The sequence below is a fragment of the Streptomyces sp. 8N616 genome (assembly GCF_052246385.1).
Lineage (GTDB): Bacteria > Actinomycetota > Actinomycetes > Streptomycetales > Streptomycetaceae > Streptomyces.
Window position 1 is genome coordinate 37,578 of record NZ_JBQQBY010000009.1, and the last position, 24,632, is coordinate 62,209.

Annotated in this window: 28 protein-coding genes and 2 pseudogenes; 15 read left to right on the forward strand and 15 right to left on the reverse strand. The window is 67.0% G+C overall.

Going from position 1 to position 24,632, the window contains the following annotated elements; translation table 11 throughout:
- Positions 1-44 precede the first annotated feature (44 nt).
- Complete coding sequence (locus tag ACTWQC_RS10440; RefSeq protein ID WP_443315318.1) at positions 45-902, reverse strand: fumarylacetoacetate hydrolase family protein; 858 nt, start codon at positions 900-902, stop codon at positions 45-47.
- Positions 903-1,485: 583 nt separating this feature from the next.
- On the opposite strand from ACTWQC_RS10440, the gene ACTWQC_RS10445 reads away from it, so the two are divergent.
- From ACTWQC_RS10445 to ACTWQC_RS10455, 3 genes are all read left to right on the forward strand, one after another.
- Complete coding sequence (locus ACTWQC_RS10445; RefSeq protein WP_443315319.1) at positions 1,486-2,004, forward strand: hypothetical protein; 519 nt, start codon at positions 1,486-1,488, stop codon at positions 2,002-2,004.
- Positions 2,001-2,468, forward strand: coding sequence for a GNAT family N-acetyltransferase (locus tag ACTWQC_RS10450; protein WP_443315320.1), 468 nt, complete (start codon positions 2,001-2,003; stop codon positions 2,466-2,468). The genes ACTWQC_RS10445 and ACTWQC_RS10450 overlap by 4 nt, the downstream gene beginning before the upstream one ends.
- Before the next feature lie 204 nt (positions 2,469-2,672).
- Positions 2,673-3,314 carry a class I SAM-dependent DNA methyltransferase gene (locus ACTWQC_RS10455; RefSeq protein WP_443315321.1) on the forward strand — a complete coding sequence of 214 codons (642 nt, stop codon included), beginning with the start codon at positions 2,673-2,675 and terminating at the stop codon, positions 3,312-3,314.
- A 161-nt stretch (positions 3,315-3,475) separates the two neighbouring features.
- On the opposite strand, the gene ACTWQC_RS10460 is transcribed toward ACTWQC_RS10455, so the two are convergent.
- The 3 genes from ACTWQC_RS10460 to ACTWQC_RS10470 form a co-directional block, all read right to left on the reverse strand.
- Positions 3,476-4,276, reverse strand: coding sequence for a YidC/Oxa1 family membrane protein insertase (locus ACTWQC_RS10460; protein WP_443315322.1), 801 nt, complete (start codon positions 4,274-4,276; stop codon positions 3,476-3,478).
- 107 nt (positions 4,277-4,383) lie between these two features.
- Positions 4,384-4,710 carry a DUF6412 domain-containing protein gene (locus ACTWQC_RS10465; protein ID WP_443315323.1) on the reverse strand — a complete coding sequence of 109 codons (327 nt, stop codon included), beginning with the start codon at positions 4,708-4,710 and terminating at the stop codon, positions 4,384-4,386.
- Between the two features lie 81 nt (positions 4,711-4,791).
- Complete coding sequence (locus tag ACTWQC_RS10470; RefSeq protein ID WP_443315324.1) at positions 4,792-5,676, reverse strand: class E sortase; 885 nt, start codon at positions 5,674-5,676, stop codon at positions 4,792-4,794.
- A gap of 224 nt (positions 5,677-5,900) precedes the next feature.
- Between ACTWQC_RS10470 and ACTWQC_RS10475 the strand changes: the two genes are divergently transcribed.
- Positions 5,901-6,908 carry an SEC-C domain-containing protein gene (locus tag ACTWQC_RS10475; protein ID WP_443315325.1) on the forward strand — a complete coding sequence of 336 codons (1,008 nt, stop codon included), beginning with the start codon at positions 5,901-5,903 and terminating at the stop codon, positions 6,906-6,908.
- Between the two features lie 79 nt (positions 6,909-6,987).
- Here ACTWQC_RS10475 and ACTWQC_RS10480 read toward each other — a convergent pair whose 3' ends face one another.
- On the reverse strand, positions 6,988-8,085 hold the full coding sequence (locus ACTWQC_RS10480; RefSeq protein ID WP_443315326.1) for an MrcB family domain-containing protein: 1,098 nt from the start codon (positions 8,083-8,085) through the stop codon (positions 6,988-6,990).
- Between the two features lie 104 nt (positions 8,086-8,189).
- Positions 8,190-9,542 carry a transcriptional regulator gene (locus ACTWQC_RS10485; protein ID WP_443315327.1) on the reverse strand — a complete coding sequence of 451 codons (1,353 nt, stop codon included), beginning with the start codon at positions 9,540-9,542 and terminating at the stop codon, positions 8,190-8,192.
- A 284-nt stretch (positions 9,543-9,826) separates the two neighbouring features.
- Here ACTWQC_RS10485 and ACTWQC_RS10490 point away from each other — a divergent pair, with 284 nt between their 5' ends.
- The 4 genes from ACTWQC_RS10490 (at position 9,827) to ACTWQC_RS10505 (ending at position 12,201) form a co-directional block, all read left to right on the forward strand.
- Positions 9,827-10,240 carry an ATP-binding protein gene (locus tag ACTWQC_RS10490; RefSeq protein ID WP_443315450.1) on the forward strand — a complete coding sequence of 138 codons (414 nt, stop codon included), beginning with the start codon at positions 9,827-9,829 and terminating at the stop codon, positions 10,238-10,240.
- A 149-nt stretch (positions 10,241-10,389) separates the two neighbouring features.
- Positions 10,390-10,716, forward strand: a complete 327-nt coding sequence (locus tag ACTWQC_RS10495; protein ID WP_443315328.1) for a hypothetical protein — start codon at positions 10,390-10,392, stop codon at positions 10,714-10,716.
- 16 nt (positions 10,717-10,732) lie between these two features.
- The gene (locus ACTWQC_RS10500) at positions 10,733-11,848 is read left to right on the forward strand and encodes a hypothetical protein (RefSeq protein ID WP_443315329.1); all 1,116 of its coding nucleotides are present in this window, start codon (positions 10,733-10,735) and stop codon (positions 11,846-11,848) included.
- A complete protein-coding gene (locus tag ACTWQC_RS10505; RefSeq protein ID WP_443315330.1) occupies positions 11,845-12,201 on the forward strand; it encodes an ASCH domain-containing protein in 357 nt (118 codons plus the stop codon). Before ACTWQC_RS10500 ends, ACTWQC_RS10505 begins: the two co-directional genes overlap by 4 nt.
- 164 nt (positions 12,202-12,365) lie before the next feature.
- Here ACTWQC_RS10505 and ACTWQC_RS10510 read toward each other — a convergent pair whose 3' ends face one another.
- The gene (locus tag ACTWQC_RS10510) at positions 12,366-12,893 is read right to left on the reverse strand and encodes a DUF6879 family protein (protein ID WP_443315331.1); all 528 of its coding nucleotides are present in this window, start codon (positions 12,891-12,893) and stop codon (positions 12,366-12,368) included.
- Positions 12,871-13,099, reverse strand: a pseudogene (locus ACTWQC_RS10515) (hypothetical protein). Before ACTWQC_RS10515 ends, ACTWQC_RS10510 begins: the two are co-directional and overlap by 23 nt.
- A 339-nt stretch (positions 13,100-13,438) precedes the next feature.
- Here ACTWQC_RS10515 and ACTWQC_RS10520 point away from each other — a divergent pair.
- Positions 13,439-13,516 carry a hypothetical protein gene (locus tag ACTWQC_RS10520; RefSeq protein WP_443315451.1) on the forward strand — a complete coding sequence of 26 codons (78 nt, stop codon included), beginning with the start codon at positions 13,439-13,441 and terminating at the stop codon, positions 13,514-13,516.
- Positions 13,517-13,643: 127 nt separating this feature from the next.
- On the opposite strand, the pseudogene ACTWQC_RS10525 reads toward ACTWQC_RS10520, so the two are convergent.
- Together ACTWQC_RS10525 and ACTWQC_RS10530 are read right to left on the reverse strand one after the other, a co-directional pair.
- A pseudogene (locus ACTWQC_RS10525) lies at positions 13,644-13,967 on the reverse strand (cysteine hydrolase family protein); the annotation flags it as partial.
- Between the two features lie 156 nt (positions 13,968-14,123).
- Complete coding sequence (locus ACTWQC_RS10530) at positions 14,124-14,585, reverse strand: pyridoxamine 5'-phosphate oxidase family protein (RefSeq protein WP_443315332.1); 462 nt, start codon at positions 14,583-14,585, stop codon at positions 14,124-14,126.
- Between the two features lie 397 nt (positions 14,586-14,982).
- On the opposite strand from ACTWQC_RS10530, the gene ACTWQC_RS10535 reads away from it, so the two are divergent.
- Positions 14,983-15,183 carry an SCO3870 family protein gene (locus ACTWQC_RS10535; protein WP_443315333.1) on the forward strand — a complete coding sequence of 67 codons (201 nt, stop codon included), beginning with the start codon at positions 14,983-14,985 and terminating at the stop codon, positions 15,181-15,183.
- Positions 15,184-15,324: 141 nt separating this feature from the next.
- Here ACTWQC_RS10535 and ACTWQC_RS10540 read toward each other — a convergent pair whose 3' ends face one another.
- Positions 15,325-15,447, reverse strand: coding sequence for a hypothetical protein (locus ACTWQC_RS10540; protein ID WP_443315334.1), 123 nt, complete (start codon positions 15,445-15,447; stop codon positions 15,325-15,327).
- A 515-nt stretch (positions 15,448-15,962) separates the two neighbouring features.
- Here ACTWQC_RS10540 and ACTWQC_RS10545 point away from each other — a divergent pair.
- Positions 15,963-16,790 carry an FAD binding domain-containing protein gene (locus ACTWQC_RS10545; protein ID WP_443315335.1) on the forward strand — a complete coding sequence of 276 codons (828 nt, stop codon included), beginning with the start codon at positions 15,963-15,965 and terminating at the stop codon, positions 16,788-16,790.
- Positions 16,787-19,504 carry a molybdopterin-dependent oxidoreductase gene (locus tag ACTWQC_RS10550; protein WP_443315336.1) on the forward strand — a complete coding sequence of 906 codons (2,718 nt, stop codon included), beginning with the start codon at positions 16,787-16,789 and terminating at the stop codon, positions 19,502-19,504. Before ACTWQC_RS10545 ends, ACTWQC_RS10550 begins: the two co-directional genes overlap by 4 nt.
- Positions 19,505-19,534: 30 nt before the next feature.
- Here the strand turns inward: ACTWQC_RS10550 and ACTWQC_RS10555 are convergent, their stop codons facing one another.
- The 3 genes from ACTWQC_RS10555 to ACTWQC_RS10565 all read right to left on the reverse strand — a co-directional run bounded on the left by ACTWQC_RS10555 (position 19,535) and on the right by ACTWQC_RS10565 (position 21,400).
- Positions 19,535-19,885, reverse strand: coding sequence for a DoxX family protein (locus tag ACTWQC_RS10555; RefSeq protein WP_443315337.1), 351 nt, complete (start codon positions 19,883-19,885; stop codon positions 19,535-19,537).
- A gap of 229 nt (positions 19,886-20,114) precedes the next feature.
- On the reverse strand, positions 20,115-20,684 hold the full coding sequence (locus ACTWQC_RS10560) for a GNAT family N-acetyltransferase (protein WP_443315338.1): 570 nt from the start codon (positions 20,682-20,684) through the stop codon (positions 20,115-20,117).
- Positions 20,685-20,845: 161 nt separating this feature from the next.
- The gene (locus ACTWQC_RS10565) at positions 20,846-21,400 is read right to left on the reverse strand and encodes a winged helix-turn-helix transcriptional regulator (RefSeq protein WP_443315339.1); all 555 of its coding nucleotides are present in this window, start codon (positions 21,398-21,400) and stop codon (positions 20,846-20,848) included.
- Positions 21,401-21,493: 93 nt separating this feature from the next.
- Between ACTWQC_RS10565 and ACTWQC_RS10570 the strand changes: the two genes are divergently transcribed.
- The 3 genes from ACTWQC_RS10570 (at position 21,494) to ACTWQC_RS10580 (ending at position 24,089) form a co-directional block, all read left to right on the forward strand.
- On the forward strand, positions 21,494-22,261 hold the full coding sequence (locus ACTWQC_RS10570; RefSeq protein WP_443315340.1) for a class I SAM-dependent methyltransferase: 768 nt from the start codon (positions 21,494-21,496) through the stop codon (positions 22,259-22,261).
- Positions 22,262-22,453: 192 nt separating this feature from the next.
- On the forward strand, positions 22,454-22,942 hold the full coding sequence (locus ACTWQC_RS10575; protein WP_443315341.1) for a transposase: 489 nt from the start codon (positions 22,454-22,456) through the stop codon (positions 22,940-22,942).
- A 328-nt stretch (positions 22,943-23,270) separates the two neighbouring features.
- Positions 23,271-24,089 (forward strand): IPT/TIG domain-containing protein, encoded by an 819-nt coding sequence (locus tag ACTWQC_RS10580; protein ID WP_443315452.1) that lies wholly within the window; start codon positions 23,271-23,273, stop codon positions 24,087-24,089.
- 63 nt (positions 24,090-24,152) lie between these two features.
- Here ACTWQC_RS10580 and ACTWQC_RS10585 read toward each other — a convergent pair whose 3' ends face one another.
- Positions 24,153-24,614 (reverse strand): hypothetical protein, encoded by a 462-nt coding sequence (locus tag ACTWQC_RS10585; RefSeq protein WP_443315342.1) that lies wholly within the window; start codon positions 24,612-24,614, stop codon positions 24,153-24,155.
- Positions 24,615-24,632 lie beyond the last annotated feature (18 nt).

Below are 24,632 nucleotides of genomic sequence, written 5' to 3' on the forward strand. Positions count from 1 at the left end.
GGGCTGAAGAGAGGCGGGGTGTGGGGGACTGCCTTGCCCGGGGCCTACGCCCCCTTGAGGACCTGCCGCTGCCGCCCGAGCCCGTCGATCTCGAGCTCGACCACGTCCCCGGCCCGGAGATACGGCTTCGGGTCGGGGTGCCCGAGCGCCACGCCCGCCGGCGTACCGGTGTTGATGACGTCGCCCGGGTACAGCGTCATGAACTGGCTCACGTAGCACACTACTTCACCCACGGGGAAGATCTGGTCGGCGGTCGTGCCGTCCTGCTTGACCTCCCCGTTCACGCTCAGCCTGAGCCGCAGGGCCTGCGGGTCGCCGACCTCGTCCGCGGTGACGAGCCACGGGCCCAGCGGGTTGAACGTCTCGCAGTTCTTGCCCTTGTCCCACTGGCCGCCGCGCTCGATCTGGAATTCGCGCTCGGAGACGTCGTGCGCGATGGCGTAACCCGCGACGTACCCGAGTGCCTCCTCGGCCGACTCCAGGTACCTGGCCGTACGCCCGATGACGACGGCCAGCTCGACTTCCCAATCGGTCTTCACGCTGCCGCGCGGCACGAGCACCGTGTCGTCCGGGCCGACGACGGTGTCCGGGGCCTTCATGAAGAGGATCGGCTCCTTCGGGATCGCGGCGCCCGTCTCGCGGGCGTGGGCGTGGTAGTTCAGCCCGATGCACACGATCTTGCCGATCCGGGCAACCGGTGGCCCGACCCGCAGCCCCGCGCCGTCGAGCGCGGGCAGCTCCCCGCTCGCGGCGGCCGACCGTACGCGGGCGAGCGCGGCCTCCTCGGCGAGCAGCTCCCCGTCGATGTCCCGCACCAGGTCCGACAGGTCGCGCACGATCCCGTCCTGGTCGAGCAGCGCCGGGCGCTCCGCCCCCGCCGTTCCCACACGCAGCAGCTTCACAGTCACTCTCCCGTGGTCAAGGACCGCCCCGGCCACACACTGCCGGGACCGGCCCAACCGATGGGTGGCGGCCATCGGTCGAGGATCGGTCGATCCTCCAAGGGGCTGGGTCCACTCCGCAAGACCCCGTTCATGTACTGGACCATCCGTTGGCCCGCTCCGCGCTCCTGAATCCGCCGCGCCCCGGCCACCGCTGGGGATGCCGGATGCCCCTCTATCCCGGCTATCCCGGCTATCCCGGCCATCCCGTCTATCCCGTGAATCCCGCCCGTCAATCCCGGCCATCCCGTCTATCCCGTCTATCCCGTCTATCCCGTCTATCCCGTCTATCCCGGCCATCCCGGCCATCCCGTCAATCCCGTCAATCCCGGCTATCCCGCAACCAGGGCTCCCAGGCCCTGGACCAGGCGTCTTGGGTTGCGGAGCAGACCCCGCGCGGCCGACCGGCAATGGTCGGCCGCTGCGGCGCGCCGCCGAACGTTTTTCCAGGTCAGCCGCATCACCGCCGCGACGTGAGCGACGGGACGGCCGGAACGGACACCCGCCGGAGACGGGCGGGGCCCGCGCACTGCATGATGGCCGGATGAGTGATCGTGAGGAACTGCCCCTAGCGGTGGACGCAGAAGCACTTCTCGCCCTGGCCGATGAGCACCACGCGCGCACCACACGGGCCTTGGGTACGCGCGAGGCCGGTGGTCATGTGGTGAAGGTGTACGCCCTTGAGGCGCCGGGCCGTGCGGTGACGGAGCGGGACGAGGCGGCGGCACTGCGGATCGCCGGAGCACATCTGGGGCTTGGGCGCTCCCGCGGGTCACTCGGGCTCGCCGTGCTGATCGTGCATGCGGGCGGCGACGGGGACTACGTCCTCGTCCACAGCTGGATCGAGGGATACATGTCCGACCTGGCGGTCTTCGTCGGCCCGGCCGGGCAGCCCGACCAGCTGCGACCGGGGCGGGTGGGGCTTGCGCCCTGCGTCTGGGAAGCCGCCGTCCTGGCCCATGAGCGCGACGCGTTCACGCGGCATGTCCTCGACGGCAGCGGCCCGATCGCGGGCCGGCTGGCCGCGTGGGGCGCAGACACCACGGCGGGAGGCGTCCGATGACGGGCGCTCCGCGCGTGAGGCATGCGCGCCCCGCCGACCTGTCGCGTATCGCCGAACTGGTCGCGGAGCACGCCTCGTACGAAAAGGCCGCACCGCCGGTCCCTGACCTTGCGGAACGGCTCGCGGTCCTCCTCTTCGGCACCCCGATACCGCGGTTGCGCTGCCTCGTGGCGGAGTTGCCCGACGGCGAGGTCGTCGGCTATGCCACCTGCGCGCCCGAACTCTCCACCTGGGAGGGCCGTGAGTACCTCCACATGGACTGTCTCTTCCTTCGCACCGGCAACCGGGGCCTGGGCCTTGGCGCGGCGCTGATGGACGCCGTAATGGCCGAGGCGCGGGGCCTCGGTCTAACCGAGGTGCAGTGGCAGACCCCCGCATGGAACGAGGGCGCGGCCCGCTTCTACGAGCGCCTCGGCGCACGCGCCAAAGAGAAACTCCGCTACTCCCTGCCCGTTCAGAGCTGACCTGCCTACCGCGCAACACCGCCTCGACCCGGCTCCGTGCGATACCGGGGGACGGCGTGCTCACGCAAGGCCGGGACTTGTCTTCCTGATCTGAGGTATTGATCAACTTGCCGGGTGGTGCGCCGGCCGGGTTGCCAGAGTTCTTGGGTGCCTTGATCCGCCCCGAGAGGGCGGGGCCCAACTGACCGTGGCATGGTTACCCACATGGGTGATCATGCACATCGCGACTCCGTACGCCGCAGCTATGACACCGTGGCCGAGGAGTACGCGGCCCGGCTGCACGACGAGCTCGCCGGGAAGCCGCTCGACCGGGCGCTCCTCGCCTGCCTCCTGGAACAGACGGAACGAGGGACCGCGATCGCCGACCTCGGCTGTGGCCCCGGGCACGTCGCGGCCTGGCTTGCCGAGAAGGGCGCGCGTACGGTCGGGATTGATCTGTCCGCGGGCATGATCGAGACTGGCCGCCGCCGATTTGCACAGGTGGAGTTCCGAGAAGGCGACCTGCTGGAACTCCCCGCCGAAGACGGCGAATTCGGCTCCGCCGTCGCCTTCTACACGATCATTCACCTCAATCCCGGCGACCTGCAGCGCGCCTTCGAGGAGACAGGGCGGGTACTGCGCCCTTCCGGACTTCTCCTCCTCTCCTTCCACATGGGTGAGGAGATCCGGCACCTGGACGAGTTGTGGGGACATGATGTGGACCTCGATTTCCGCTTTCTCGAACCCGGGCACGTTGCCGGACTGCTCGAAGCGGCCGGGTTCACCGTGGAGATGCGCATGGAACGCACTCACTACGCCCACGAAGTCGAGACCCGCCGGGCCTACGTTCTGGCCCGCCGCACCTGACGCTGCCGCCCCAACTTCGCCCCTCTGCGATAACAACGGACAACCTTTAAGTTCTGACGCCGGATCAAGGCGCCGTAGGCAAGCCCAGAGGTAGCCGGGGGGGACGGCCGGGGCCAGGGGAGGAGGAGCCCCGCCCCAGGGGCCACGACCGCCCAGGCCTTCTACCGGACTTGGTTTCGGGCCATCGCCGGGGCGCGGTCGCCGCGCTGCAGCCAGGCCCGTTCCGCCGCGGTCCAGGCTGTCGTGGTGACCAGGTACAGCCCGGCGGCGAGTGGCACGACGGCCGCGGCGACGAGCGTCCCGAAGGACAGCAGCGGCAGCACCTTGGTCATGCCGCCGGGCAGGGCCCCGATGGTGGGGCCCGCGCCCGTTGCGCCGGCTGCGCCGCCCGCTGCGCCCGCGGCGCCCGCCGCGGGCCCGGCCGCCATCGCCTTCCGCGCCCGGACGTACGTCCAGGTGGCGACGACGGCGATCGCCGCGAACAGCCCCAGGTACACCAGCCCCTGTGCCCCGAAGGCGCCCCCTTCGGCAAGCGCGTCCGCCCACCGTCCGCCGAGCGGCGCCCCCAGCAGCGCGTGGCCGAGCACCTCGCTGCCTTCACCCCCACCCGCGCCACTGCCCCCGAAGAGGCGGTACATCACGAAGAACACCGGCAGCTGCACCAGCATCGGCAGGCACCCGGCCAGCGGCGAGGCCCCCGCCTCCGCGTACAGCTCGCGCATCGCGCGCCGCAGCCGCTCGGGATCACGGCCGTACTTGCGCTGCAACTCGGCCATCCGCGGCGCGAGCGCGGCCCGCGTCTTCTCACCCCGGACGGCCGCCCGCGCGAGCGGGTGCAGCGCGAGCCGCACGCACAGGGTGAGCAGGACGATCGCGGCGGCCGTCGCCGACGCGCCGAAGAGCGGGTGCAGTTGGTCGGCAAGTTGCGCGAGCAGCGCACCAAGAGATGTGAAAACGGACATGGTTGAACCCTCCCGGGTCTCGTCGTACCGGAAATGTCGGATTTCGGTGCGACGAGCCGCGCGGGCTCCCGTACGAACCTCTCGTACAGATGGATGCGAGGGAGCGCCTACGCGGCCGCCGTCGGAAGGCGGCGGCCCGGCGCTCGGGGCCGCGGGCGTCCGGAGGCATCGGGATCGCGCTGCGGCAGAAAGGCCGTACGGCGCTCCCGGTCCCGTATCGCCGTCCGTATTCGCCCTGGCGGCACGGCCGGTGCGAGGCCGGCCGAGAGGACGGCGCCGCAGAGCAGTACAAGGGCGGTGGTCGCGGCGGCAGCGGTGAGGGCGGAGAGCGGGCTGAGCGCGGTCGCGATGCCGCTCTGGGCGAGCAGCAGCCCGAGGAGGAGGAAGAGCAGCCCGCCGACGTACGCACGCCGGCCTCTCACGATGCGCACCATCGGACTCCCCCTCCTGTGTTTCCCGCCCGGTTTTTCTGTCCTGCCCGCGAGCTTAACTGCCCCCACCGACAACGGCGATGGCTACCACTGCCCGACGCCCCGCACCTCGATGGTCTGGAGACGGCCCCAGACGACGACCCGGTACGTGGAGGTGTACTCGGGGGTGCAGGTGGTGAGCGTGATGTAGTAACCCGGCTCGCCGAACCCGTACTCGGGCCGTACGGAGCTGCGGGGCACCTTGCCGATCACGGCGGAGTCGACGGCTGAGGTCTGCGGCAGCGTCTTCTCGACCCGGTAGGTGAACAGCCCCTCGCGCGTCTCGACGCGCAGCTCGTCGCCTTTGCGGAGGCGGTTGATGTACCGGAAGGGCTCGCCGTGCGTGTTGCGGTGCCCGGCGAGCGCGAAGTTCCCGGCCTGGCCGGGCTGGGCGGTCTGCGGGTAGTGCCCGACGTATCCGCGATTCAGGACGCCGCCCTTGCTGATCCCCTGCGCGACGGGGGCCGTGACTCCGATGCGCGGAATGCGCAGAATCGCGTAGGCCTGGTCCCAGCGCGGGGCGGCCGGTTTCGCCTGCCGTTCGCGGGAGTCCCTGCCCCCGCTCGGTGGCCCGGAGGCGTCCCCTGCGGTCTCGGAGGGCGGCGACGGCTCCTGGACCGTTCCGGGCGCTGTCCCCCACTCCTCCTCCAGCGCCTGAACCTTCCGCTCGGCGCCGGCGCGCGCCTGCCGGTTGGTCCACCAGAGCTGGTGCACGACGAGCAGCAGCACGACGAGGCCGATGGTCACGACCGCTTCGGCGGCGCCCCACAGCACGCGCGCGAGGAGTACGCGTCGCGGGGCCCGCTGCCGCCGCTCCCCCGGGCTCTGCTTCTGCCCCTGTCCCTGCGCGTGCCCCTGGCCCTGTCCCTGGCCCCGTCCCTGCCCCTGTCCCTGTCCCTGCACGACGACCGGCACTGCCGACCCGCGCACGAGCCCCCGCTCCCGCACCCTGCACCACCTCCCGGCCGCGGCCGCCGCCGCACCATAGGCGCTTCTCCGCGAACCCACCAGGGCGCGGACCTCTCTCCGAGGGAGGCGCGCTGCGTGAGGGCGTAGCCGTGCCTTCGCGACGCCGACCGGGGGCACGACCGGGCACAACCGAAGGGCAGGACCGGGAGGCGCGACCGTCTGCGTACCGCAGTACGGTGTGCATCATGCCGTCCGAGACCACCCCCGCCCCGCACGCGTCGGAAGCCGAGCGCCTGGAGCGCATCGCGGTGCAGCACCCCGAGGACAGCGAGCTCCTGCTCCTGCAGGCCGCGGCCCACTGGGAACTCGCCGACGAGCGCCCACGGGCCTCTGCTCTCTACGACCGGCTCCTCGCCGGCACCCCCAAGAACCCTCTGCTGATCAAGGCCCTCAACGCGGCGAACCTCTGGGAGTACGGTCACGATGCCGAGGCCCGCGTCCTCATCGACGGCATCCGCGCCGCCGCCCCGCGGGACGCCGCCCCCTGGGAGATCATCGCCGAGGCCCTGGAAGCCCACGACGAACTCCAGGCCGCCCATGACTGCTTCTCTGCAGGCGCCGCACTCCTGATCGACGGCGACGAGATCCCGTACGAGGCGGGGCTCCTCCTGGCGGGCCGCCACCGCGTACGCCGCCTCCTCGGCAGCCCGCACGACGAGTGGGACGCCCTCGCCGACGCCCACCACCCGGGCGACATCTCCCTGGACGAACTCCACGATCCCAAGCGCCTGTGGTCTCTCGGCTCGGACAACCCGGCCGAGCTCCGCGCCGAGATCGCCCGCCTCCGCGCCGAACTGGTTGAGCGCCGCGCGGCGTTGTCCCGCCCGTATCCGGTGGCGGTCCTGCACTGGCCGGAGGCCGAGCTGTCGGAACTCCTCGCGGCGTATCCCGCGCTCGCCTCCGAATACCCCTCCCACTCCGAGCACCTGGCCCGCATAGAGTCCTCGCTCCGCGACCTGGCCTCCACGGGCGCCCAGGCCTTCGGCATCGTGACGGCCACGGTCCCGTCGTACGAGGCCTTCGCGGCGGCCGAGCAGACGTCCCCCGCCACGGTCACCCTCCTCCCCGAATACGCCACAAACCTGGCGGCCCGCGGCCGCGCCACCCCCTGGCCTCCGGCCCGTAACGCCCCGTGCTGGTGCGGCTCCTCCCGCCCGTACAAGGACTGCCACGGCGTCCCGGACCCGGAGTAGGGGCGCGCTGCGCGTGCCCGATCCCCACGGCAACGAAGCCTCAGTGAGTGGATGGACAATCCGCGCTGGATCGTTCCTGCTAGCCGACCATTCCCCATTCGACGGCGGATTCAGACCCAGCCCAGCCGTCGGGTGTCTTCCAGAGCGATGCAATGCCGCGCTCTTCGAGATAGTCGGCATACGCGTCTATGCCCTCGGTGAAGAGCCCTATAAGGTGCGGCTTCGGCTTCCCTCTCTTCTCATACAGGAAATAGCTATACTCGAAGAGCTGCCCCACAGCCTCACGTACGGCTTTGGTTGGATTGCCGTCCTTTATGACCTTGACCTCGACTAGCCATTCCTCGCCGCCCCTACGGAGCACAAGATCCTTGGGGTGCATTTTGTCCGTGATCGGCACGAATCCACATTGTTCTATGTGGGGCCCAAACACCTCAACGAGAACCTCATGACGCCGCGACTTGTAGATTGTCCGCTCCGGGATGTGGGCTTCGTAGTCACTGCCGTTCTTCGGGTGAAATCCTTCAAGTCCCTTAGGCTCACCTACGCCGTGCGGCTTCGGCACGTATCCAACCTTGAGCCCTTCAGGTGTCTCCTCAGCCCAGAGCGCCTTCTCAATCTTGGCAGCCTGCTGGAGCACATCTGACACATGCCAGAGGTCCTCACGCAGAGTGCTCTCGGAAGGCATGGCAGTAGTGTGGTAGGCGCGCGCGGCCACGCTACCCGCTTCATAGGACAGAGCTCTTGCCACATTGCACTTGAAGGAGGGCCGAACCTCCCAACCTTTCACCAATTCCTCAGGGAGTCCCTCAAAGAGGACTCGCGCCCTAGCTCTCAGGTACGCCCGCCGCCTCTCCCCCTGCCCCAGTTTCTTTTCCAGATTGGTCACGCCTTGCTGGAGCGTAAGGGTAACCGATTTGAGATCGGCAGCGAAGATGTACGCCAGATATAGCCCTTCCTTGGGATCCCGAGTGATATCGGGGTCGAACACACCGATCCACGGCGTTCGGCTTGCGCTCCCGCTCCCTCCGTAGCCCTCCGCCTCGAATCCAGCAGGCAAGAGCGGGGTCATGTGCGCCCCCGCCTCACGGAGCAGGGCTTGGGCATGCACGCCCTTCCCTGTGCCCTGACCTTCGTCATACGTGCTGGCAACGTCCATGAGTAGGTCGCGTATCGGCATGCCACGACACTACTCAACGGCGATCAGGGCACGACAGCCTTCGATCGGTTCGGCCACCACGCCTCAGCCGGTATCCGCTAGCTGCTTGCCACAGGGGGCACCCGTTACGCCGCAGCCACGAGATCGCGTGCCCGCTCGTTGAAGTCCGCGACAAGTCGATTCCGCCCGAAGGGCTTCATGCGACGCTGCAGATCCTGCACGGCCTCGACGCAACGCGAGCTCTTGACCTGCCGCGAAAGGGAGAGTGTCCGCAACCCGGCTGCATGCGCTGCTTCCAAGTCCCGCCGCTGCAAGTGCGAGACAGCGAGCGCCGCCTGCGACATTGCTCCTCGGCGTGCCCGGCGTTGCTTCCGGGCGTGGTCGATGGACTGCCGTGCGTGCTCCTCAGCGGTGCTCGCCTGCTCCAGATCGCGGAAGGTGTTCGCGTGTTCCCCGTGTAGGTACGCCGGGTCGATGAAGGCTGCCCACTCTTGTTCATCTTCCGAGCGCACGCGATTGAATGAGGCTTCGGACTGCCTCACAGCGCGGGTTGCTGCGGTCTTGTCACCGAGCTTGGCGAGTGCGCGGGCCTCCAGTGCCCAGAGGTCGGCCAGGCATGCCGCAGATGTGCTGTTTCCAAGACCGGCACGACCAGCTTGCGCGAGTCGGCGCCCCTCTTCTGGGTTGCCGAGCAAGGTCGCTTGATCAGCCATACCCGCGAGGACGTGAGCACCGAGCGCCGCGTTCCTCGACTCCTCCGCAAGCCGAAGGGACTGCACCAAGTACCGTTGTGCGATGCCGTGCTCACCGTTGTCGTAGGCCATCCACCCGAGCAGGTAGGTCTGTTCGGCCGCGGCCTCGCAGAGCGCCCTCCGTACGTCCTCAGTGTGCGTGCGACGCAGGAGCGGGAAGACGTGCTGATTCATGTACTCGGCGAGGATTAGCCGACCAGAGCCGCCGCCCTGAAGCACGTCCATCCGCTGGAACTCGCCGAACATGTTCCGGACGGCCGAGACATCTTCGAGCCGCACGCGAGGCCCCGAAGGAGGCTGCTGGTCAAGAGTGTTGAGCAGCCAGTCACGAGACGGGCCGATCGCTGCCACGGCGGCAAACGGCGCTGCTGCCAAGAACTTTCGACGATCCACGTCCGCTCTCCCCAGGTCGGCAACGGCTTCCACCGTAACGGCGAATGAGGAGTTGTAAACGAGCGCACGATCGACGGCTGGGCTCTCGCTAAAGCCGAGATCGTACGTTGTGACCCGGTATCCGACGCTTGCAGAGAAAACGTCGGCGAGAATCTCGGGCACGGGCGGGCGTGGCTGATCGCCCTCCAGCCAGCGCCGTACGGTCGTCGCATCTGGCGTGATGTGCGGCTGACCCCACGTCTGAGCTGCAGCTTTGACGCGACGCGCCAACTCCTTACGGCTCATGCCAGATCGGTCGAGCCACTGTGTGAGATCTGAGTTCGGCGTCTTCATGTTGAGCCCCTTACCCCTCAGCTACGGGCAGTAGCAGAAGCGACACCCTTCGACACCCCCTCTGACAGTACCCGCTGTCAGGCCCTAGCGGTTGCCTGGGTATGCGAACTCGGCCCGTACATAAAGGAGTTGCTCTGATGCGAAGCGCCACCGACGGTAGGCCACTGGTGATGACCGGCGCCGTCGGATCGGCGTCCCTCACGTGGTCACCGCCGCGCCTCTGGCTCTCGGCTCGACTCGCCAAGTCACGTGGCCAGGGATAGGTGGAGGCCGTGCCAGAACCAATGACGCAACGATTCCCACGTGCGGCCAGCGCAGTTCCCGAGGCACGGTCACATGTGGCGCGCACCCTCGAGGCTCTCGGCATCGCAGATCGTGCCGACGACGTATTGGTCTGCGTTTCGGAGCTCGCGACGAACGCGATTCGCCACGGCGATCCGCACGCTGGCCACTTCCTCCTCAAGGTGCTGACGGTCGATGGACGGTTACGCATCGAGGTGCAGGACACGGGCCGTAGGCGCCCTCGGGTGCAGCAGCCGAGCCCGGACGAGACAACGGGACGCGGCCTCTTGCTGGTGGAAACGCTCGCGGACGGGTGGGGGGTAGAGCCGCGTCCACCGCGCGGCAAAGTCGTATGGACGGAGTTCAAGGTCGAGATGCAGCCGGAAGGTATCGGCGTAGGGCCCGATCCGTGTTGACGACGCCCCGTCCTCTCATCATTGCGCCGAACGCAGGCCTCATCGCCTCAGTTGCCGCGTGGCACTGGGTCGCCGTCACGCCGGCGGGGCATGTGGCGTTTCTGCTGCTCGCACATCCACCTGAGCGGCGGCCCGAAGAGCCGCTACGAGTGATCGAAGCGCGGATGCGCGGCCTTGCTCAGGCGCTCACGCTCGCCGAACCGACGGCCACGCTTCCCAATATCGGACCGCGGCTGCTCATGCACCGCGAATCAGACGCGCTCCTCATGCTCGATGACTGCGAGTACCTCATGCGCGTGCCGATCGGAGGCGACTGGGCGCGCTTCGTCTGCAGCGGCGGGAGCGTAGTCGTCGCCGTAGGACTCGCCCCGCTTCCCGCGCACGCACCACAGGATGTGGTCGAGTCATACGTCGTCGACCGCGTGGCCGAGGGACGACTCCTACTGGGCAAGACCCACGTCATCCCGTCCACCTAGTCGAGGAGAAGGATCGATGACTGCACACCCTGTCTCGCCAAACACGGTACTCGCCAACGCGTTGACCAGCGCCGAGGACGTCCTCACCCCGCGCATTCTCGCCACGACGACGCAAAGGCTCGTATTCGTGGTTGGAACACAGATCAATGGTGCCCCGCACATTGGCACCTCGCTCGTGCAGTCGCTCACCTTCGCTGCCGCTGCCCGCGTCCGAGACCGCTTCGGCTTCCCTGCCGAGGTCATGTTCAGCGCGCTCGACAACGCGCCCCACGAAGTCGTGACAGATGCCGTGAGCGGTCACAGGTACCAGCGTGCGTACGCACAGCTTCTCGGCCAACAGGCCATCGTGGAGCAGGTCGACAGCCTGTACCGGCCGCTGTTCACCGCCCTGTCCGACCGCCTGCGTGTCCCCTACACTGTCGAGACTTATTCGCAGCAGCAAGCTCGTGAGCACTTCAGGCGTACTTGGTTACGCGTCCTGCAACGTATCGAGGGCGCACGGTGGTGGCTGGCTCCTTCGACCGGCGTACCGCATGTGCGAGTCCCCTGTCCGCAACCTGGCTGTGGATGGGCGGAGAAAGATGCCGAGCGGACCCGCTCGTATCACGTAGGCGTCGAACGCGCAGAAGTGAGGGCTGTATGCCTTCATCACGGCGAGTACGAGGTCGCCATCGAGCCGACTGGCGACGGCTACCTCGACCTCGCGACCCTGTACCGCAACCTCGTGAAAGAGCTGACCCTCACTGGATCGCGCGGCACGCTGCACGTGATGGTGAAGGGTGGCGATTGGGTGTTTGGCTCGCAGCTCGTCGATGGCGCTTTGCAGGCCGTGGGGCTCCCCTATGGCCAACTCCCTGCCCGGTTGTTCTGCCCTCAAGTAGTAACCGACACAGGCGCGAAGCTGTCGAAGTCACTCATCAGCAAGGGCCGCGCGCCCTTGCCCGATGGCGCCACCCCTTGGATGCTCGACACTCGACTGTGGTCAGGATCGTTATCCGAGTACGTTGAGCGTTTGCTCGCAGTGACCGAGGTTCTGTTCTCGGACCCTCGGCACTTCTTCCGCTCGTACTCGGCCAGCGAGCTCGGTCGGCTAATGTCCGCACCATTGCCTAGGAGCGTTCCTTCTCCATGACGGAAACAGCCGCCCGCGTCTACGAACTCAATCTCTATCGCCGCTACTTCGATCTGATCTCAGCTCGTCGAAAGAGAGTTGAGGTACGTGTGCGTTACCCGCACCTCGAAGACCTCGCCGCCAGCGACGTGATTCGCTTTCGGATCAAAGGAACCGACGAGACATGCGACGTGCTGGTGAAGCGGGTTACCTCGTACGACGGCTTCGAGGCCCTTCTCGACGGCGAGGGGGCCTCGAACGTCAACCCATCCGCCACCCGCGAAGAGCAGCTCGCCAACATCCGGAGCATCTATCCACCCGAGAAGGAGAAGCTGGGCGCCCTCGCAATCGAGATCGAACTCCTCGGTCCCTGAACGACGCCGCCCGGCCCTTGCCTCGATGAGACCATCCGAACCCTGTCGCGCTTCCTGCGGCAGATCATCCGGCCGTCATCCGCCTGGTGTGCGCGCCTCCGACCTCGTACGCCTCACAGCGGAGTAACGAACACACAGCTGCGGTACTTCGCTGCTGAGGTCCGTCAGGAAGGCCGGTACTCCCCGTGGGGGATGGCCCGCTTCCATACCTCTTCGAAGGCGCTCGTGCAGAGGTTGAGGACCGCGGGTTCAGTGGTCAGCTCGAGTCCTCCGTCCGGAGGCATCTCCCCCTCGCTGTCGAAGTGGAGTACCAGGACGAGCTCCTCGTCGAAGACCCAGAAGTCGTTGCCGGGGAAAGCGATGTCCGTGACCTGGCGCCGCGGGAGCCAGACGATCTGCTCGCCGGCCTCCACGTTGGCGTCGGATACATGGTGCTCGAACTTGATGTAGTCCGACTCCGGAACCGAGAAGACCCTCGCACGCCGGATCACCACTCCGCGATCCGTGGCCTCGCGCACCCACTTCAGGCATGGGCGCTGCTCGGGGTCGTTGTCCTCCGGGGTGTTGCGGGCACCGGCCTTCCAGGCGATATAGCTCGGGTCGGACTTCATGTACCAGTCGCGCATCTCCAGATGCACGGCCGAACGGCGCGCCGAACCGAGCAGTTCCTCAAACGACGGGACCTTCGTCACGCTCCACCTCCTGGAAGAACTGCACCATGCGCCTGGGGATCTCGACCACGGTCTCATGACCAGGGACGTCCATCTGGTTCAGGCGCTCCTCGTCCAGCACCCGCCACCCCTGGACCAGATAGTTGTCGGTCTCCTCGTCGAGGTAGACAGTGGGAGAGGCACCGTCCTTGCCCTCAGGGGTCCTTGCCGAGCTTACGCAGAGCCATGTTGACCTCCTTGCCCGAAGCCGACGATCTCTGTGTTGAGCCTGCAGTCAAAGTCGCCGCGGAGGCTAGGAACTTGCATGAACTTGCAGATCCTAGAGGACGACGGTGACTGCCCCACCCTCTACGAAGTCAGGGAGACTGGTGACATCGTGGTGCAGGGCGAACGCTCACAGACCCTGACCATCTAGCACAGTTGCGGGACGTGAAGCGGTCGGAGATCTCCGTGGTCGTATCTCGTGAGCTGCTGACCCGATTCGGCCCAAGGAGTGACGTGTCGGCCCTGATCCCATTCACTGAGGTCAGCAGTTCTTCAAGGAGTTCGAGCACACGGCGTGGCGGCTGGAGACCCAGCTTGGCTACGCCTCAGATCGGCGCAGCGCGAAATGGCAGCGATTCCTGCGCGGTGAGACACTCTGATACGACCAGTCGCAGACGTGGCAGTGGGGTGGGGTCCCCTGGACCACCGCGATGCGTCGCGGCTTCGTCGGGGGCGCGGAAGGCGATGCCGTCTTGACCCGCATGCGAGGGTTCGGACGGCCTCCCGCTATTGCGGTGCGATGGCTTTGAGCCAGTCCTCGACGGCGGCGACATCTGCCCACTGCGGGAACAGCTTTTCGGTGAGGATCCGGTGCACCTCGGGGTCGGTGTCGAGGCAGGCATCCGCCAGGACAGTGAGGCCGAAGTCCAAGTCGTTGGCGTGGCACAGGGTGTACAGCACGACATCGCTGGTGGCGATGCCGGTGAGAACGAGGCTGTCGATATCGCCAGCCCTGAGTACTACATCGAGGTCGCTGCCCGAGAACGCGCTCCCCCGCTTCTTGGTAACCACGATGTCGCCCTGCTGGGGCGCGACGTCGTGGTGGATCTCTCACGATGATCGACGGTGGCCGCACCCATGTCCGCATCGGTGTGACTGAGTGCTTCAGTCGGCCGCTGAGCAGTTCAGTTGGCCGTTCTGGTGTGCTCAGCATGGATCTGCGTCGTCGAGATCAGAGAACGAGGACGCCTCACCTGGCGACCGCGGCTACTCCAGCCACGCTCCCTCGCGCATGAGGACTCTGCCGCGCAGTTCCGGCTCCCCGCGCCAGGCGAGCACAGTCTTCGGCGCCACGCGTATATAGAGAAAAGGGCCTTCCTCCGCACGTGGGTCCCACGCGAACTTTTCGGCGAACGCATCCGCGGCGTACTCCGGCGCGCCCCGGTCCGGGAAGCACTTCGCCTCCCCCTGCAGGAGCACCACATCGAAGGTGTCCGGCAATGCCAGGCGCACACGGGGCTCCTTTCGCACGTTACGCGCTGTTGCGGAGGTCTCGCCGGTGCACATCCACACGGCATGCCCGTCCCACCAGAACCACAGCGGCACTTGGTGCGGGCCGTGATCCGGATGAGCCGTCGACACCCATATATCCCGTTCTCCAGCGAGCCGTTCAAGAGTGTCGCGCCTGCGCTCCGGCACATCGCGACGAGTGATTCCCGTGGTCTGCATGAACGCCGATCCTAATCAGCAGTTCCGAAGCGCGCATGAGCCGTTGGTCCTACTCTCAGCGACCGACAAGCCACTCAGCCCGCCGCTCGGGTGTGGGGCCAACTGCGAAGCTCAGGCCAACCGCCTGAAGTGCTGAGTCACAACCGGCCCTAACCGGCAAGATCACGATCTACAGCTGGAGTACTGGGGCGCGTATCGAGTCGTACTCAATCTGTCGATTCGCTCTCGTAGCGAGACCTGGACCGGTAGATCTTCCTCCGTGACACGAGTGCAACTGGCAGAGGCAACACGGGTGTTCGGTCCTTCGTCGACCGTCCACATCCGCTTCCGGCAGTGACGTCGCAGTGCATGTAGTCTCGGCATTGATCAATCGTCTCGCGGCTTGGAGGAAGTACCAATGACGAAGGCCCCGTTCGTCTCCGTGTCCGTCGCTACCGCGTCGCTTGGGACTGTGCTTGGCGCCCTCGCGCTCCAACTCCGCGCAAACGGCTACGAGCAGTACGTCGAATCCGTAGCCAACTTCAGCGTCGTGATGTACATCACCGCAGCTCTGACTGTGGTGACATGGGTCCGTGACGGTCGGCCGCACTCGAACTGAGTTCTTCGGCGGCAAGCGCCAGGCTGATGCCCTGGCGCCCGCACAGGGCGTCCCCCGCTCCATTTTTGGGTCCAGTGCCTCGAACCCTCGCCCGTTGAAGGCATGGATGACATCGCAGACGTAGTCCTCGCCCGACCTGCATCAGCGAGGTGATGTCCTGACCGTCTGGCTCTGGGCGGACATCAGCACCACGATCGCCCGCCGCAGCCGCACCGGGTTCTTCGCACTCCGGCTGATCCGCTGCAACCGGCGGCCCTCGTCCATGCTGACCGGACGTACGAACGCACTCGGCCGACGCCCCACACCCGCCTCCAAGATCAGGTCCTGGAGACAGTCTGCTGGTCGCCGGACACCACGTCGATTACCCGGCCGACGATGCGAGCCAAGCCACTGGGGAGACTTTCCAAGCCAGGCGCGACGCCGTGCTCGGCGCCGGATGACGGCTAGCGCGACCTCGACCGCGTAAGGCAGTCTTCACCAGCTCTGACCGTGGGCGACGCGCGCCATCGATGATCCACAGGCGCCGCCGGGCCGCGCGGCGCAGACTGGAGTGAGAGTGCGTGAGCCGCTCGCGAGGTGATGCCCATGAGCCGCATCCTCTCCGCAGGGGTCCGCCTGCCTCCTGGCAGAAACAGTGGCGGCGGGGGCAGTGGCTGCGACTCCTCCGGCGGGGAGAAGGGGGAAGGAACGGGGCAGACGGTCACCAGCACGCGCGCTGGTCGATCGAGTTCGGTAGGCGGTCCGTCGCACGATGATCGTCGTGAGGGAGATCAGTTCCCATGGACCTCAACACCATCACCGAAGTCATCCGGCGGCCGTCCGATCGGCCAGGCGTGGACTGGCGCGAAGGCGACGCTTGGCTCGCAGGCGGAACGTGGCTGTTTTCCGCGGAGCAGCCAAGCCTGCGCCGCCTCATCGATCTGACGGCGTTGCGTTGGGATCCCCTCGTCCCGAGCGACGCAGGCCTCGAGATCGGCGCAACGTGCACCATCCGCGACCTGTATGCCTTTGCGCCGCCAGGTGATTGGATCGCGGGCACCCTTTTCGCGAAAAGCTGCGAGGCGTTCTTGTCCTCGTTCAAAGTCTGGAGCTCGGCGACCGTAGGCGGCAATATCTGCATGTCTTTGCCCGCCGGCCCAATGATCACGCTGACAGTCGCACTCGAGGCAAAGTACGAGCTGTGGGCTCCTGACGGGTCCGCGCGCAGCGTCGATGCCCTCGACTTCGTGACCGGCGACCATCGGAACATTCTTACTCACGGGGAAATTTTGCGGCGCATCGACATTCCGGCGCACGCCCTGAGGAAACGCACCTCGCACCGCCGCTTCGCGCTGACCCACCTCGGCCGTTCGACGGTATTCCTCATCGGTACTCAAACGCCAGGAACGACCGACCTGCTGCTCACCGTCACAGCCGGCACTACACGGCCGGTGCGCATTGCTTTCGACACCATGCCCGACGCCCGAACTCTGCAGCAGAGCATCGACGTCATCCCCGCCGACGTCTGGTTCGCCGATCCCAACGGGAGCCCCGACCACCGTCGCCACCTGACAAAGCACTTCGCCGAAGAGATTCGTCGCGAACTCATGGCTGGGAGCGTGGCATGACATACATCGTGAACGGCAAGAGCTTCGACGAAGAACCAGACCCCGGTCAGTGCCTGCGCACTTTCCTCCGCTCACTCGGCCACCATGGCGTCAAAAAGGGTTGTGACGCAGGCGATTGCGGCGCATGCACGGTGTGGTTGGACGGCAGTCCGGTACACAGCTGTATCACCCCTGCTTTCCGCGCAGACGGTCGTGAGGTGACGACGATCGAGGGTCTCGGATCACCCGGCAACCTGCATCCAATGCAGCGACAGTTCCGCGACGCCCCGGGGTTCCAATGCGGTTTCTGCACCGCAGGGATGATCATGACGTCGGCAACGTTCACCGAGGCCCAGAAAGATGACTTGCCAGGGGCGTTGAAGGGCAACCTCTGCCGCTGCACGGGCTATCGAGGGATCGAGGATGCCGTGAAGGGCGTCGCCGGCATAGAGACCGCGGCGCCAGGAAAGGCCGTCGGGACGAGCGTCAGTGCGCCGGCAGCCAACGACGTGGTAACCGGTCGCGCCGAGTTCACGATGGACACCCACATGGAAGGCATGCTGCACCTCAAGGTGCTGCACTCACCACACGCGCACGCCCGGATCGTCTCGATCGACAAGATCGCTGCACTCGCAGTTCCCGGCGTTCATCGGGTCTACACCTGGGAAGATGTGCCGCGCAAGCGTTTTACTACGGCGATCCACACCGACCATCTTGTCGACCCGGACGACACCTTCATCCTCGACAACACGGTCCGCTTCGTCGGCCAACGCGTCGTTGCGGTCCTGGCCGACACGGTCGGGGCGGCAGAAGAGGGCTGCCGAAGGGTCGTCGTCGAATACGAGGTGCTGCCGGCAGTATTCGACCCCGAAGAGGCAATGGCCGAGGGGGCGCCACAGCTGCACGGCGCGGACGATCCATTCGTCCGCGATCCCGTCCACAACCTCTTGCTCGAGCTCCATTCGCACATCGGCGATATCGAGGCAGGGTTCGCCGAAGCCGACGTGATCCACGAAGGCACGTACTTCTCTCCGCGAGTACAGCACGCGCATCTTGAGACCCACGGCTCGATTGCCTGGATGGAGGACGGTCGTCTGAACGTCCGCACCAGTTCGCAGTCGCCGTCGATCGGGAAGGCCAAACTTGGCTATCTCTTCGCGCTGCGCCCGGACCAGCTCCGCGTGTTCTGCAAACGCGTTGGCGGCGGCTTCGGCGGCAAACAGGAAGTGATCTCGGAGGATCTGGTCGCGCTCGCCACCCTGGACACCGGGCGACCCGTCTGCTTCGAGTACACCCGCGAGGAGGAGTTCACCACGGCTTCGCCACGGCATCCGATGGCGTTGACGGTCAAGCTCGGCGCGAAGGCAGACGGAACGCTCACGGCGTTCCAAGTCCGCAATGTGTCGAACACGGGCGCCTACGGCAACCACGGCGGCGAAACGCTCTATGCGGGCGGCGCTGCCGTCATGATCTACCGCTGCCCCAACAAGAAGTACGACGCGTTCTCCGTCTACACGAACACCGTTCCGAGCGGGGCACTGCGCGGTTACGGGATGACGCAACCGGCGTTCGCCGTGGAATCGGCGATGGACGAACTGGCACGCGCATTGCACATCGATCCGTTCGAACTGCGGCGACGCAATATCGTGCGACCGGGTGATCCGCTCGTCGCCACGCATGAGGGCCCCGACGACGTGGTGTTCACCGAGGACGGACTCGCGAAGTGCATCGATCTGGTGGATGACGCCATGACCCGCACAGCCGATGAGCCGTCCCCTGGCCCCGAGTGGCTCGTGGGGGCCGGCGTCGCGAGTTCATTGCACGAGACCGCGCCCCCAACCGAACACATCTCCGAGGCCTGGGTCACGCTTGGCGACGACCTCATGTACGAGTTGGCCGTCGGAACAGCCGAATTCGGCGAGGGTACGTCGACCGCACATGTCCAGGTCGCGGCCAGCCAGTTGGGCACGACGCCGTCGCGGATTCGCCTGGTGCAATCCGACACCGACCGCACGGGATTCGACACCGGCGCCTTTGCGAGTGCAGGCCTTTTCGTGTCGGGCAACGCGGTACTTCGAGCGGCCAATGCTGTACGCGACCGCATCCTGGAATTCGCTGCCGCGCACACCGGTGTCCACCTCGTCATGTGCTCGTTGGACGACGAGGGTGTCGTCTGCGGCGACCAGCGCGTGTCGTTGGCCGAGCTCGTCGCATTGGCCCGAGCGCGCGGAATTCGATTCACCGCCGCCCGCAAGGCCTACGGATCGCCCCGAAGTGTTACCTTCAATACGCAGGGGTTCCGCATCGCCGTCCATCGGGTGACGGGCGAGATCCGTATCCTTTCCAGCGTCCAGGCGACCGACGCCGGCGCAGTCATCAACCCCGCGCAAGTCCGGGGACAGGTGGAAGGCGGTGTCGCCCAGGGAATCGGCTTCACGCTGACCGAGAATTACCAGGTCGACGCGGACGGTGTCATGGTCAACCCGAACTTCCGCAACTACCGCATCCCCACCTATGCCGATATCCCCCGCACCGACGTACTCCTGGTGGACTCGGCGGATTCCGTTGGGCCCTTGCGGGCGAAGGGGATGGCGGAATGCTGTATCAACCCGGTGTCCGCCGCGTTGGCGAATGCGCTCCACGACGCCACGGGTGTCCGCTACCGCGCGCTGCCCTTGACTCCGGAACGGATATTCAGCCGGCTCAACGAAAAACTGTCGGTGCCGACGGCCTGAGCAAATAGTGGTGGGTTGACTGCTGGTGGCCTAGTCCGCAAGGTCGGTAGCCGCCGTACCCACGACAAGCGCGAGCGTGGTGACATCGACAAGAAGCAGGTAGGCAGGATCGTGCACCCTGAGTCGCGTAGCAATGGCGCCGAGCATCACCAGGGCCAGGCCGCTCAAGGCGAGCAGGCCGAGGAAAGTGACCTTGATTCCGAGCAGCACGCCGATACCGCCGGCGGACTCCAGTAGCCCCACCGCTCGCCAGACCCCGGGCGCCATGCCGAAGTGGTCGCGTACGGCCAGGCTTTGGCGGAGGCCGATCACCTTCACCCCGCCAGCGACGACGAAGAGGGCGCCGACGACAACCGACAACACGGCCGCTACCACGCTCACGTGCGCACCTCGCTGACGTCGATGGTGAACGAACCAACGCGCCGATGATCGGCCATGGCCGGCCAGCCGTAGGGCCGACTGTGACCGAACACACGACATCGGAGGCGTTTCCGCTATCCCCACATCCGGTCGGCACGGACAATACCCAGGCCGCCGAAAGCCCGGCGCACGTTCCGGGTCACAGCACCAGAGACGTTCTACCGGGGGGTGAACTTCATCTTCCAGAAGTTCAGGGGCGGGGAGTGTTGTTGAGCGGCGATCTCGGGCGGTTCAGCCGCCAGATCACGTCGGTCCCGCAGTCCGAGGGAGCCGCAGGCGGTGTTACTTGTTCGCGCCGGATCTCGGTGAAACCCAGGCGCCTGGGAATGGCGCCGCTGGCCGCGTTGGCCAGGTCGTGCACGATTTCCAGGTACTCCACGTCCGGTAGCGCGAACGCCTCGGTGACCATGGCCGCTGCGGCCCGGGTGGCGATACCCCGTCCGATGGCGGCGGGGTGCAGCCAGTACCCGAGGAAGCGGCCCTGTGGCTCGCCGGTGCGGTAGATGGAACAGCTGCCGACGAGTGCGCCGTTCACGGTGATCGCGTAGTTGTACGCGTCGCTGCTCTGCCACTTCGGATCACAGCCGGCGAGGAAGTCGCGGACGTGCTGCTGGCTGTGGCGCGCCACCCACGGCATCCACGGCCTCAGGTGGTCGAGTGATTCTTCGATCATCCGGAACAGGGCGTCGAAGTCGCTGTCCGCCCGCCAGCGCCGCAGGGCGAAGTCCTGACAGTCAATGGTCTCATTCGGCTGCTCCATCGCGGCATCGTTGCTCCCTGGAGGGGGCCACCGCAATCGGATATCGGTGACGGTCAACCTTCCTGCCTGGCAAGGCGGCGGTGGCAGATCAGGGCGGCGCCGCGCGGCCTGCACCGGGCAGGACGCCCGGGTGAACAAGACCTGGGCCGGCAGCAACGAGATCAGGAAGGAGCTGATCGGGCGGGATCTGTGGTTGTAGCCGGGTCCGGGCCCTCCTCCCCCCGCGCGGCGATCAGCGGTCCCAATAGCCGCGTGCCCGGCCCTACCCGTCCGCCGGGGCCGGGCAGTTGTGTCGTGTCGGCCACCGTGAGCGGCTCCTGGCAGGCGTCGCAGGCCACGACCGGCGTGGTGACGTGCCCGCAGGCGTCGTGGCGGATCCGGGCGGGCGGCCCCGCGGGCCCCGCGTACCACTTGTCGCCCCAGGACATCAGCGCCAGCAGGACGGGGTAGAGCTCCTGGCCCTTCTCCGTGGCCACGTACTCCTCGCGCGGCGGGCTGACCTGGTACCGCTCGCGCGTCAGCACGCCCTCCTCGATCAGCCGGGCCAGCCGCGCGGCGAGGACCTTGCGGGACAGGCCGAGGTCCTCCGCCAGCTCGTCGAAGCGGCGGATGCCGACGAGAACGTCGCGCATGATCAGGGCCGTCCAGGCGTCGCCGAACAGGTCGGTCGCGCGGGCAATCGAGCACGCGACGCCGGAGAGCGGGGTACGGGTCACGCTCCCATCGTATCGCCGATGGGTTCCCTCAGGGAACTGACTGATGTTAAGTTTACTCAGGGGACCTGGCCTGGGACGTCGAGGGAGCCTGCCATGACCACCGCCCCGCACATCGCACTCGACTCGGCCGGGCCCGCGGCCGTCGACGGCCGCCACATCCGGGCCCTGACCTTCCAGTCCGTACGGCTGGAGTACCTGCGGCACGTGCTGTCGGAGCTAAGTCTCGCGGCGGCTGACAGCCGGGCGCTCGTCGTCGGCAGCGGGCGCGGCCTTCTGGCCCGCGGCCTCGCCCAGCTCGGTTTCGAGGTCGTCGCCGCCGATCCGTCCCCCGCCGCGACGGCCCTCGCCCTGGACGCGGACGACGGGCTGGGCATCACGTACCTGACGACGCCCGCGGAGGAACTCGACCTCCCGGGCGACTCCTTCGACCTCGTGTACTGCGCCGACACCCTCGAGATCACCGAACGGCCGGACGCGGTCCTCGTGGAGGCGGCGCGCGTGCTACGCCCCGGCGGGGCCTTCGTCTACGACACGGTGAACCGCACCCCCGTGTCCCGCCTCATCTACCTCGGTGCCTTCCAAGCCTTCCCGGGTACACGGATCATGCCCCGCGGCCGTTACGCCGCACACCGGCTGCGCCGCCCGGTGGAGCTCGCCGAGTCCCTCGACCGGGCGGGGCTGTCCGCGAAGGACGTCTCGGCGTTCAAGCCGCGCGACGTACGCAGCCTGGTGCGCGCGACGCGCGGGCGCAGGCGTGGCACGCTGACCGACGATCAGCTGCCGGAGCTGGTCGACATGGTGCTCGAGCCGGAGGGCAGTCCGGTGGTGACGTATCTGGGGTATGCGGTCTACCGGGCATGAGCCACGCTCCCGGCCCCGGACCGGCCATCCCAGGCGCACCCCAAAATGGCGTCGGCAATTCTTACCCGGCCTGGCCTTGCCATGAGCTCGTAACACGGTCTTGTTGAGGTGTGCTGGTCGGGCGTGACCAGGACGTCGATTCCGCCGTTCGTGAGGTGTGGGCAATCGGCCTTGGATCGTGGATTACGAACTGTGGGCGCTGATCGTGTCGTTGCTGCCGCCCTGGCCGCAGAAGGCGCGGGGCCGAAGCCGGTGGATGACCGGCTGTGCCTGCAGGGCATCTTGTATGTGCTCTACAACGACGACAGCTGGCAACTGCTGCCGCTGAAGCTGGGGTTCGGCTCGGGGCAGACCTGCTGGCGCCGACTCGGGCGGTGGCACGAGGCCGGCGCCTTCGACAAGCTGCACCGCCTCCTGCTCGCCGAACTGCACGCGGCCGACGCACTGGACTGGACCCGGGCCTGTTTGTACGCGCTGTCGCCCACCTGGTGGGCCTCTCCCATCGAATCCGTGGCCGGGCCGTCGGGACGGACACCTCCTTCTCTGTCGTGGGCGTGGGTACTTCCCTGCCTGTCTAGTGGATCTCGTCCGTACCAGACACCCGATTCCCGAATTCTTTGGCACCTCAGGGGAGTTGAGCCGACTCGGGCAGCTCTGGCGCCCTTTCGGGCACGCCGGTGAGCACTTCGGGCATGCGATTCCCACTTCGGTGCATGGCGATTTCCCACTTCGGGGCTGCCCACACGGACCCGGCGGGCGCACGCCGGTGCAGAGGTTTATTGACCGCTCATTTGCATATGGTCATTTTGCTGACCGAACGCATCATCGGCATTGCGTATGCGCCTTCTTCATGCCTGGCACGGACCTTACCGTCAAATGGGTCCAGCACACTCGACGGCGGCTGCTTTGACCCGAGCGAGGGGATTTGCTGCCTCAAGGAGAAGTCATGTCCGGAGTCGTACAGCAGCATGGTGACGTGTCGTCCTCAGGATCCTCGCCCCACCAGGGCATGAGGGATTGGCCCGGCGGGGGCGGGGGCGGGAACTGGCCCGGTTACCCGAGGCTTTATCAGGCAGTTCCGGACTCTGGGCCGATCTCCGGAGGTAACACCGTCCTGCTCACCGGGGTGAATTTGCAGGGCGCCTACAAGGTCACCTTCGACGGCACGCAGGCCGCCATCGTCGCCCAGGACCCCTCCGGGGCCTCGGTCACGGTCATCGCACCGCCGCATGCGGCAGGCACCGTGCTGGTCGTCGCCACCACGCCGAATGGCGTCACCAACCCGGTGAGCTACACGTACATTGGGGCACCGAGTGGTCCGACCGTCAGCGCCCTCGTGCCGAGCAGTGGGACCACCGCCGGCGGCACGGCGTTCGCCCTCATCGGCACGAACCTCACCGGTGCGACCGTCACGTTCAACGGGTTCCCGGCCACCGGAGTGTCCGTCGACGCCGCAGGCACCGTCCTCGTCGGCTTCACCCCACCGGGAGCCGCCGGAAACGTACCCGTCGTCGTCACCACCCCGATCGGCAGCACGACGGTCACCGGCGGCTTCACCTATACGGCGCCTCCGCCGCTGCCCGTGGTCACGTCGCTCACGCCGAACTCGGGGAGCACGGCGGGCGGCAGCGCATTCGTCATCACCGGCACCAACCTCACCGGCGCAACCGTCACCTTCAACGGAATCCCCGCCACCGGAGTATCCGTCAACGCCGCAGGCACCACCCTCATCGGCTTCACCCCACCGGGAGCCGCCGGAAACGTACCCGTGGTCGTCACCACCCCGGCCGGAAGCACGACCGTCGCCGGCGGGTACACCTACGTGTAAGCGCCACCCGCCCATAGGACAGCGCAAGCACGCGAGTGCCCCAGCCAAACTGCAACCGAACCGCTAGAGCTTCACCCGCAACGACTCGACGAAGGCGTTGGGGCGACCCGCGTAGTGGTCCTCAAGGCGGCTCTCGATGTGCTCGGCTTCCCAGACAGCGCTTCGTTCGAGATGCACACACTGCTGAGGCGTGGCCGGTCGCGTATTGCCGAGGGCATCGGTGATCTGGCAGTCGGCGAGATTCATAGCGTTCTGCCGGAAGAACTCTGGCACAGCCGGCAGTTCGTCCTTTGGCGCACGATGGACGAACGAACCCCAGCGTCCCTGCGAATAGGCGGACTTGTGCACGGCAACGATGAACAGAGGTTCATGCTGGAGGGCTTCCTGCGCCCCCTTCTCCCCCGTCGCCGGTCCACCGGCGAAGAAGGCGAGGTAGGGGCGGGTGGCGAGCATCTCGCCGTATGCCACTCTTCCTCCGGAGAGGGGGATTTCGAGCACACCACCCACGGTGAACCGCACCGCCACCTCGCACTCCTTCCGCGC

What these genes read in the sequence shown, in the direction of transcription:
- ACTWQC_RS10540 (WP_443315334.1), bottom strand. Translation starts at nt 15,447, where the DNA reads ATGGACGAGGGCCGCCGGTTGCAGCGGATCAGCCGGAGTGCGAAGAAC.
- ACTWQC_RS10570 (WP_443315340.1), top strand. Translation starts at nt 21,494, where the DNA reads ATGACCACCGCCCCGCACATCGCACTCGACTCGGCCGGGCCCGCGGCC.
- ACTWQC_RS10445 (WP_443315319.1), top strand. Translation starts at nt 1,486, where the DNA reads ATGAGTGATCGTGAGGAACTGCCCCTAGCGGTGGACGCAGAAGCACTT.
- ACTWQC_RS10485 (WP_443315327.1), bottom strand. Translation starts at nt 9,542, where the DNA reads ATGAAGACGCCGAACTCAGATCTCACACAGTGGCTCGACCGATCTGGC.
- ACTWQC_RS10560 (WP_443315338.1), bottom strand. Translation starts at nt 20,684, where the DNA reads ATGGAGCAGCCGAATGAGACCATTGACTGTCAGGACTTCGCCCTGCGG.
- ACTWQC_RS10450 (WP_443315320.1), top strand. Translation starts at nt 2,001, where the DNA reads ATGACGGGCGCTCCGCGCGTGAGGCATGCGCGCCCCGCCGACCTGTCG.
- ACTWQC_RS10465 (WP_443315323.1), bottom strand. Translation starts at nt 4,710, where the DNA reads ATGGTGCGCATCGTGAGAGGCCGGCGTGCGTACGTCGGCGGGCTGCTC.
- ACTWQC_RS10505 (WP_443315330.1), top strand. Translation starts at nt 11,845, where the DNA reads ATGACGGAAACAGCCGCCCGCGTCTACGAACTCAATCTCTATCGCCGC.
- ACTWQC_RS10530 (WP_443315332.1), bottom strand. Translation starts at nt 14,585, where the DNA reads ATGCAGACCACGGGAATCACTCGTCGCGATGTGCCGGAGCGCAGGCGC.
- ACTWQC_RS10580 (WP_443315452.1), top strand. Translation starts at nt 23,271, where the DNA reads ATGAGGGATTGGCCCGGCGGGGGCGGGGGCGGGAACTGGCCCGGTTAC.
- ACTWQC_RS10500 (WP_443315329.1), top strand. Translation starts at nt 10,733, where the DNA reads ATGACTGCACACCCTGTCTCGCCAAACACGGTACTCGCCAACGCGTTG.
- ACTWQC_RS10460 (WP_443315322.1), bottom strand. Translation starts at nt 4,276, where the DNA reads ATGTCCGTTTTCACATCTCTTGGTGCGCTGCTCGCGCAACTTGCCGAC.
- ACTWQC_RS10550 (WP_443315336.1), top strand. Translation starts at nt 16,787, where the DNA reads ATGACATACATCGTGAACGGCAAGAGCTTCGACGAAGAACCAGACCCC.
- ACTWQC_RS10480 (WP_443315326.1), bottom strand. Translation starts at nt 8,085, where the DNA reads ATGCCGATACGCGACCTACTCATGGACGTTGCCAGCACGTATGACGAA.
- ACTWQC_RS10455 (WP_443315321.1), top strand. Translation starts at nt 2,673, where the DNA reads ATGGGTGATCATGCACATCGCGACTCCGTACGCCGCAGCTATGACACC.
- ACTWQC_RS10545 (WP_443315335.1), top strand. Translation starts at nt 15,963, where the DNA reads ATGGACCTCAACACCATCACCGAAGTCATCCGGCGGCCGTCCGATCGG.
- ACTWQC_RS10535 (WP_443315333.1), top strand. Translation starts at nt 14,983, where the DNA reads ATGACGAAGGCCCCGTTCGTCTCCGTGTCCGTCGCTACCGCGTCGCTT.
- ACTWQC_RS10475 (WP_443315325.1), top strand. Translation starts at nt 5,901, where the DNA reads ATGCCGTCCGAGACCACCCCCGCCCCGCACGCGTCGGAAGCCGAGCGC.
- ACTWQC_RS10490 (WP_443315450.1), top strand. Translation starts at nt 9,827, where the DNA reads ATGACGCAACGATTCCCACGTGCGGCCAGCGCAGTTCCCGAGGCACGG.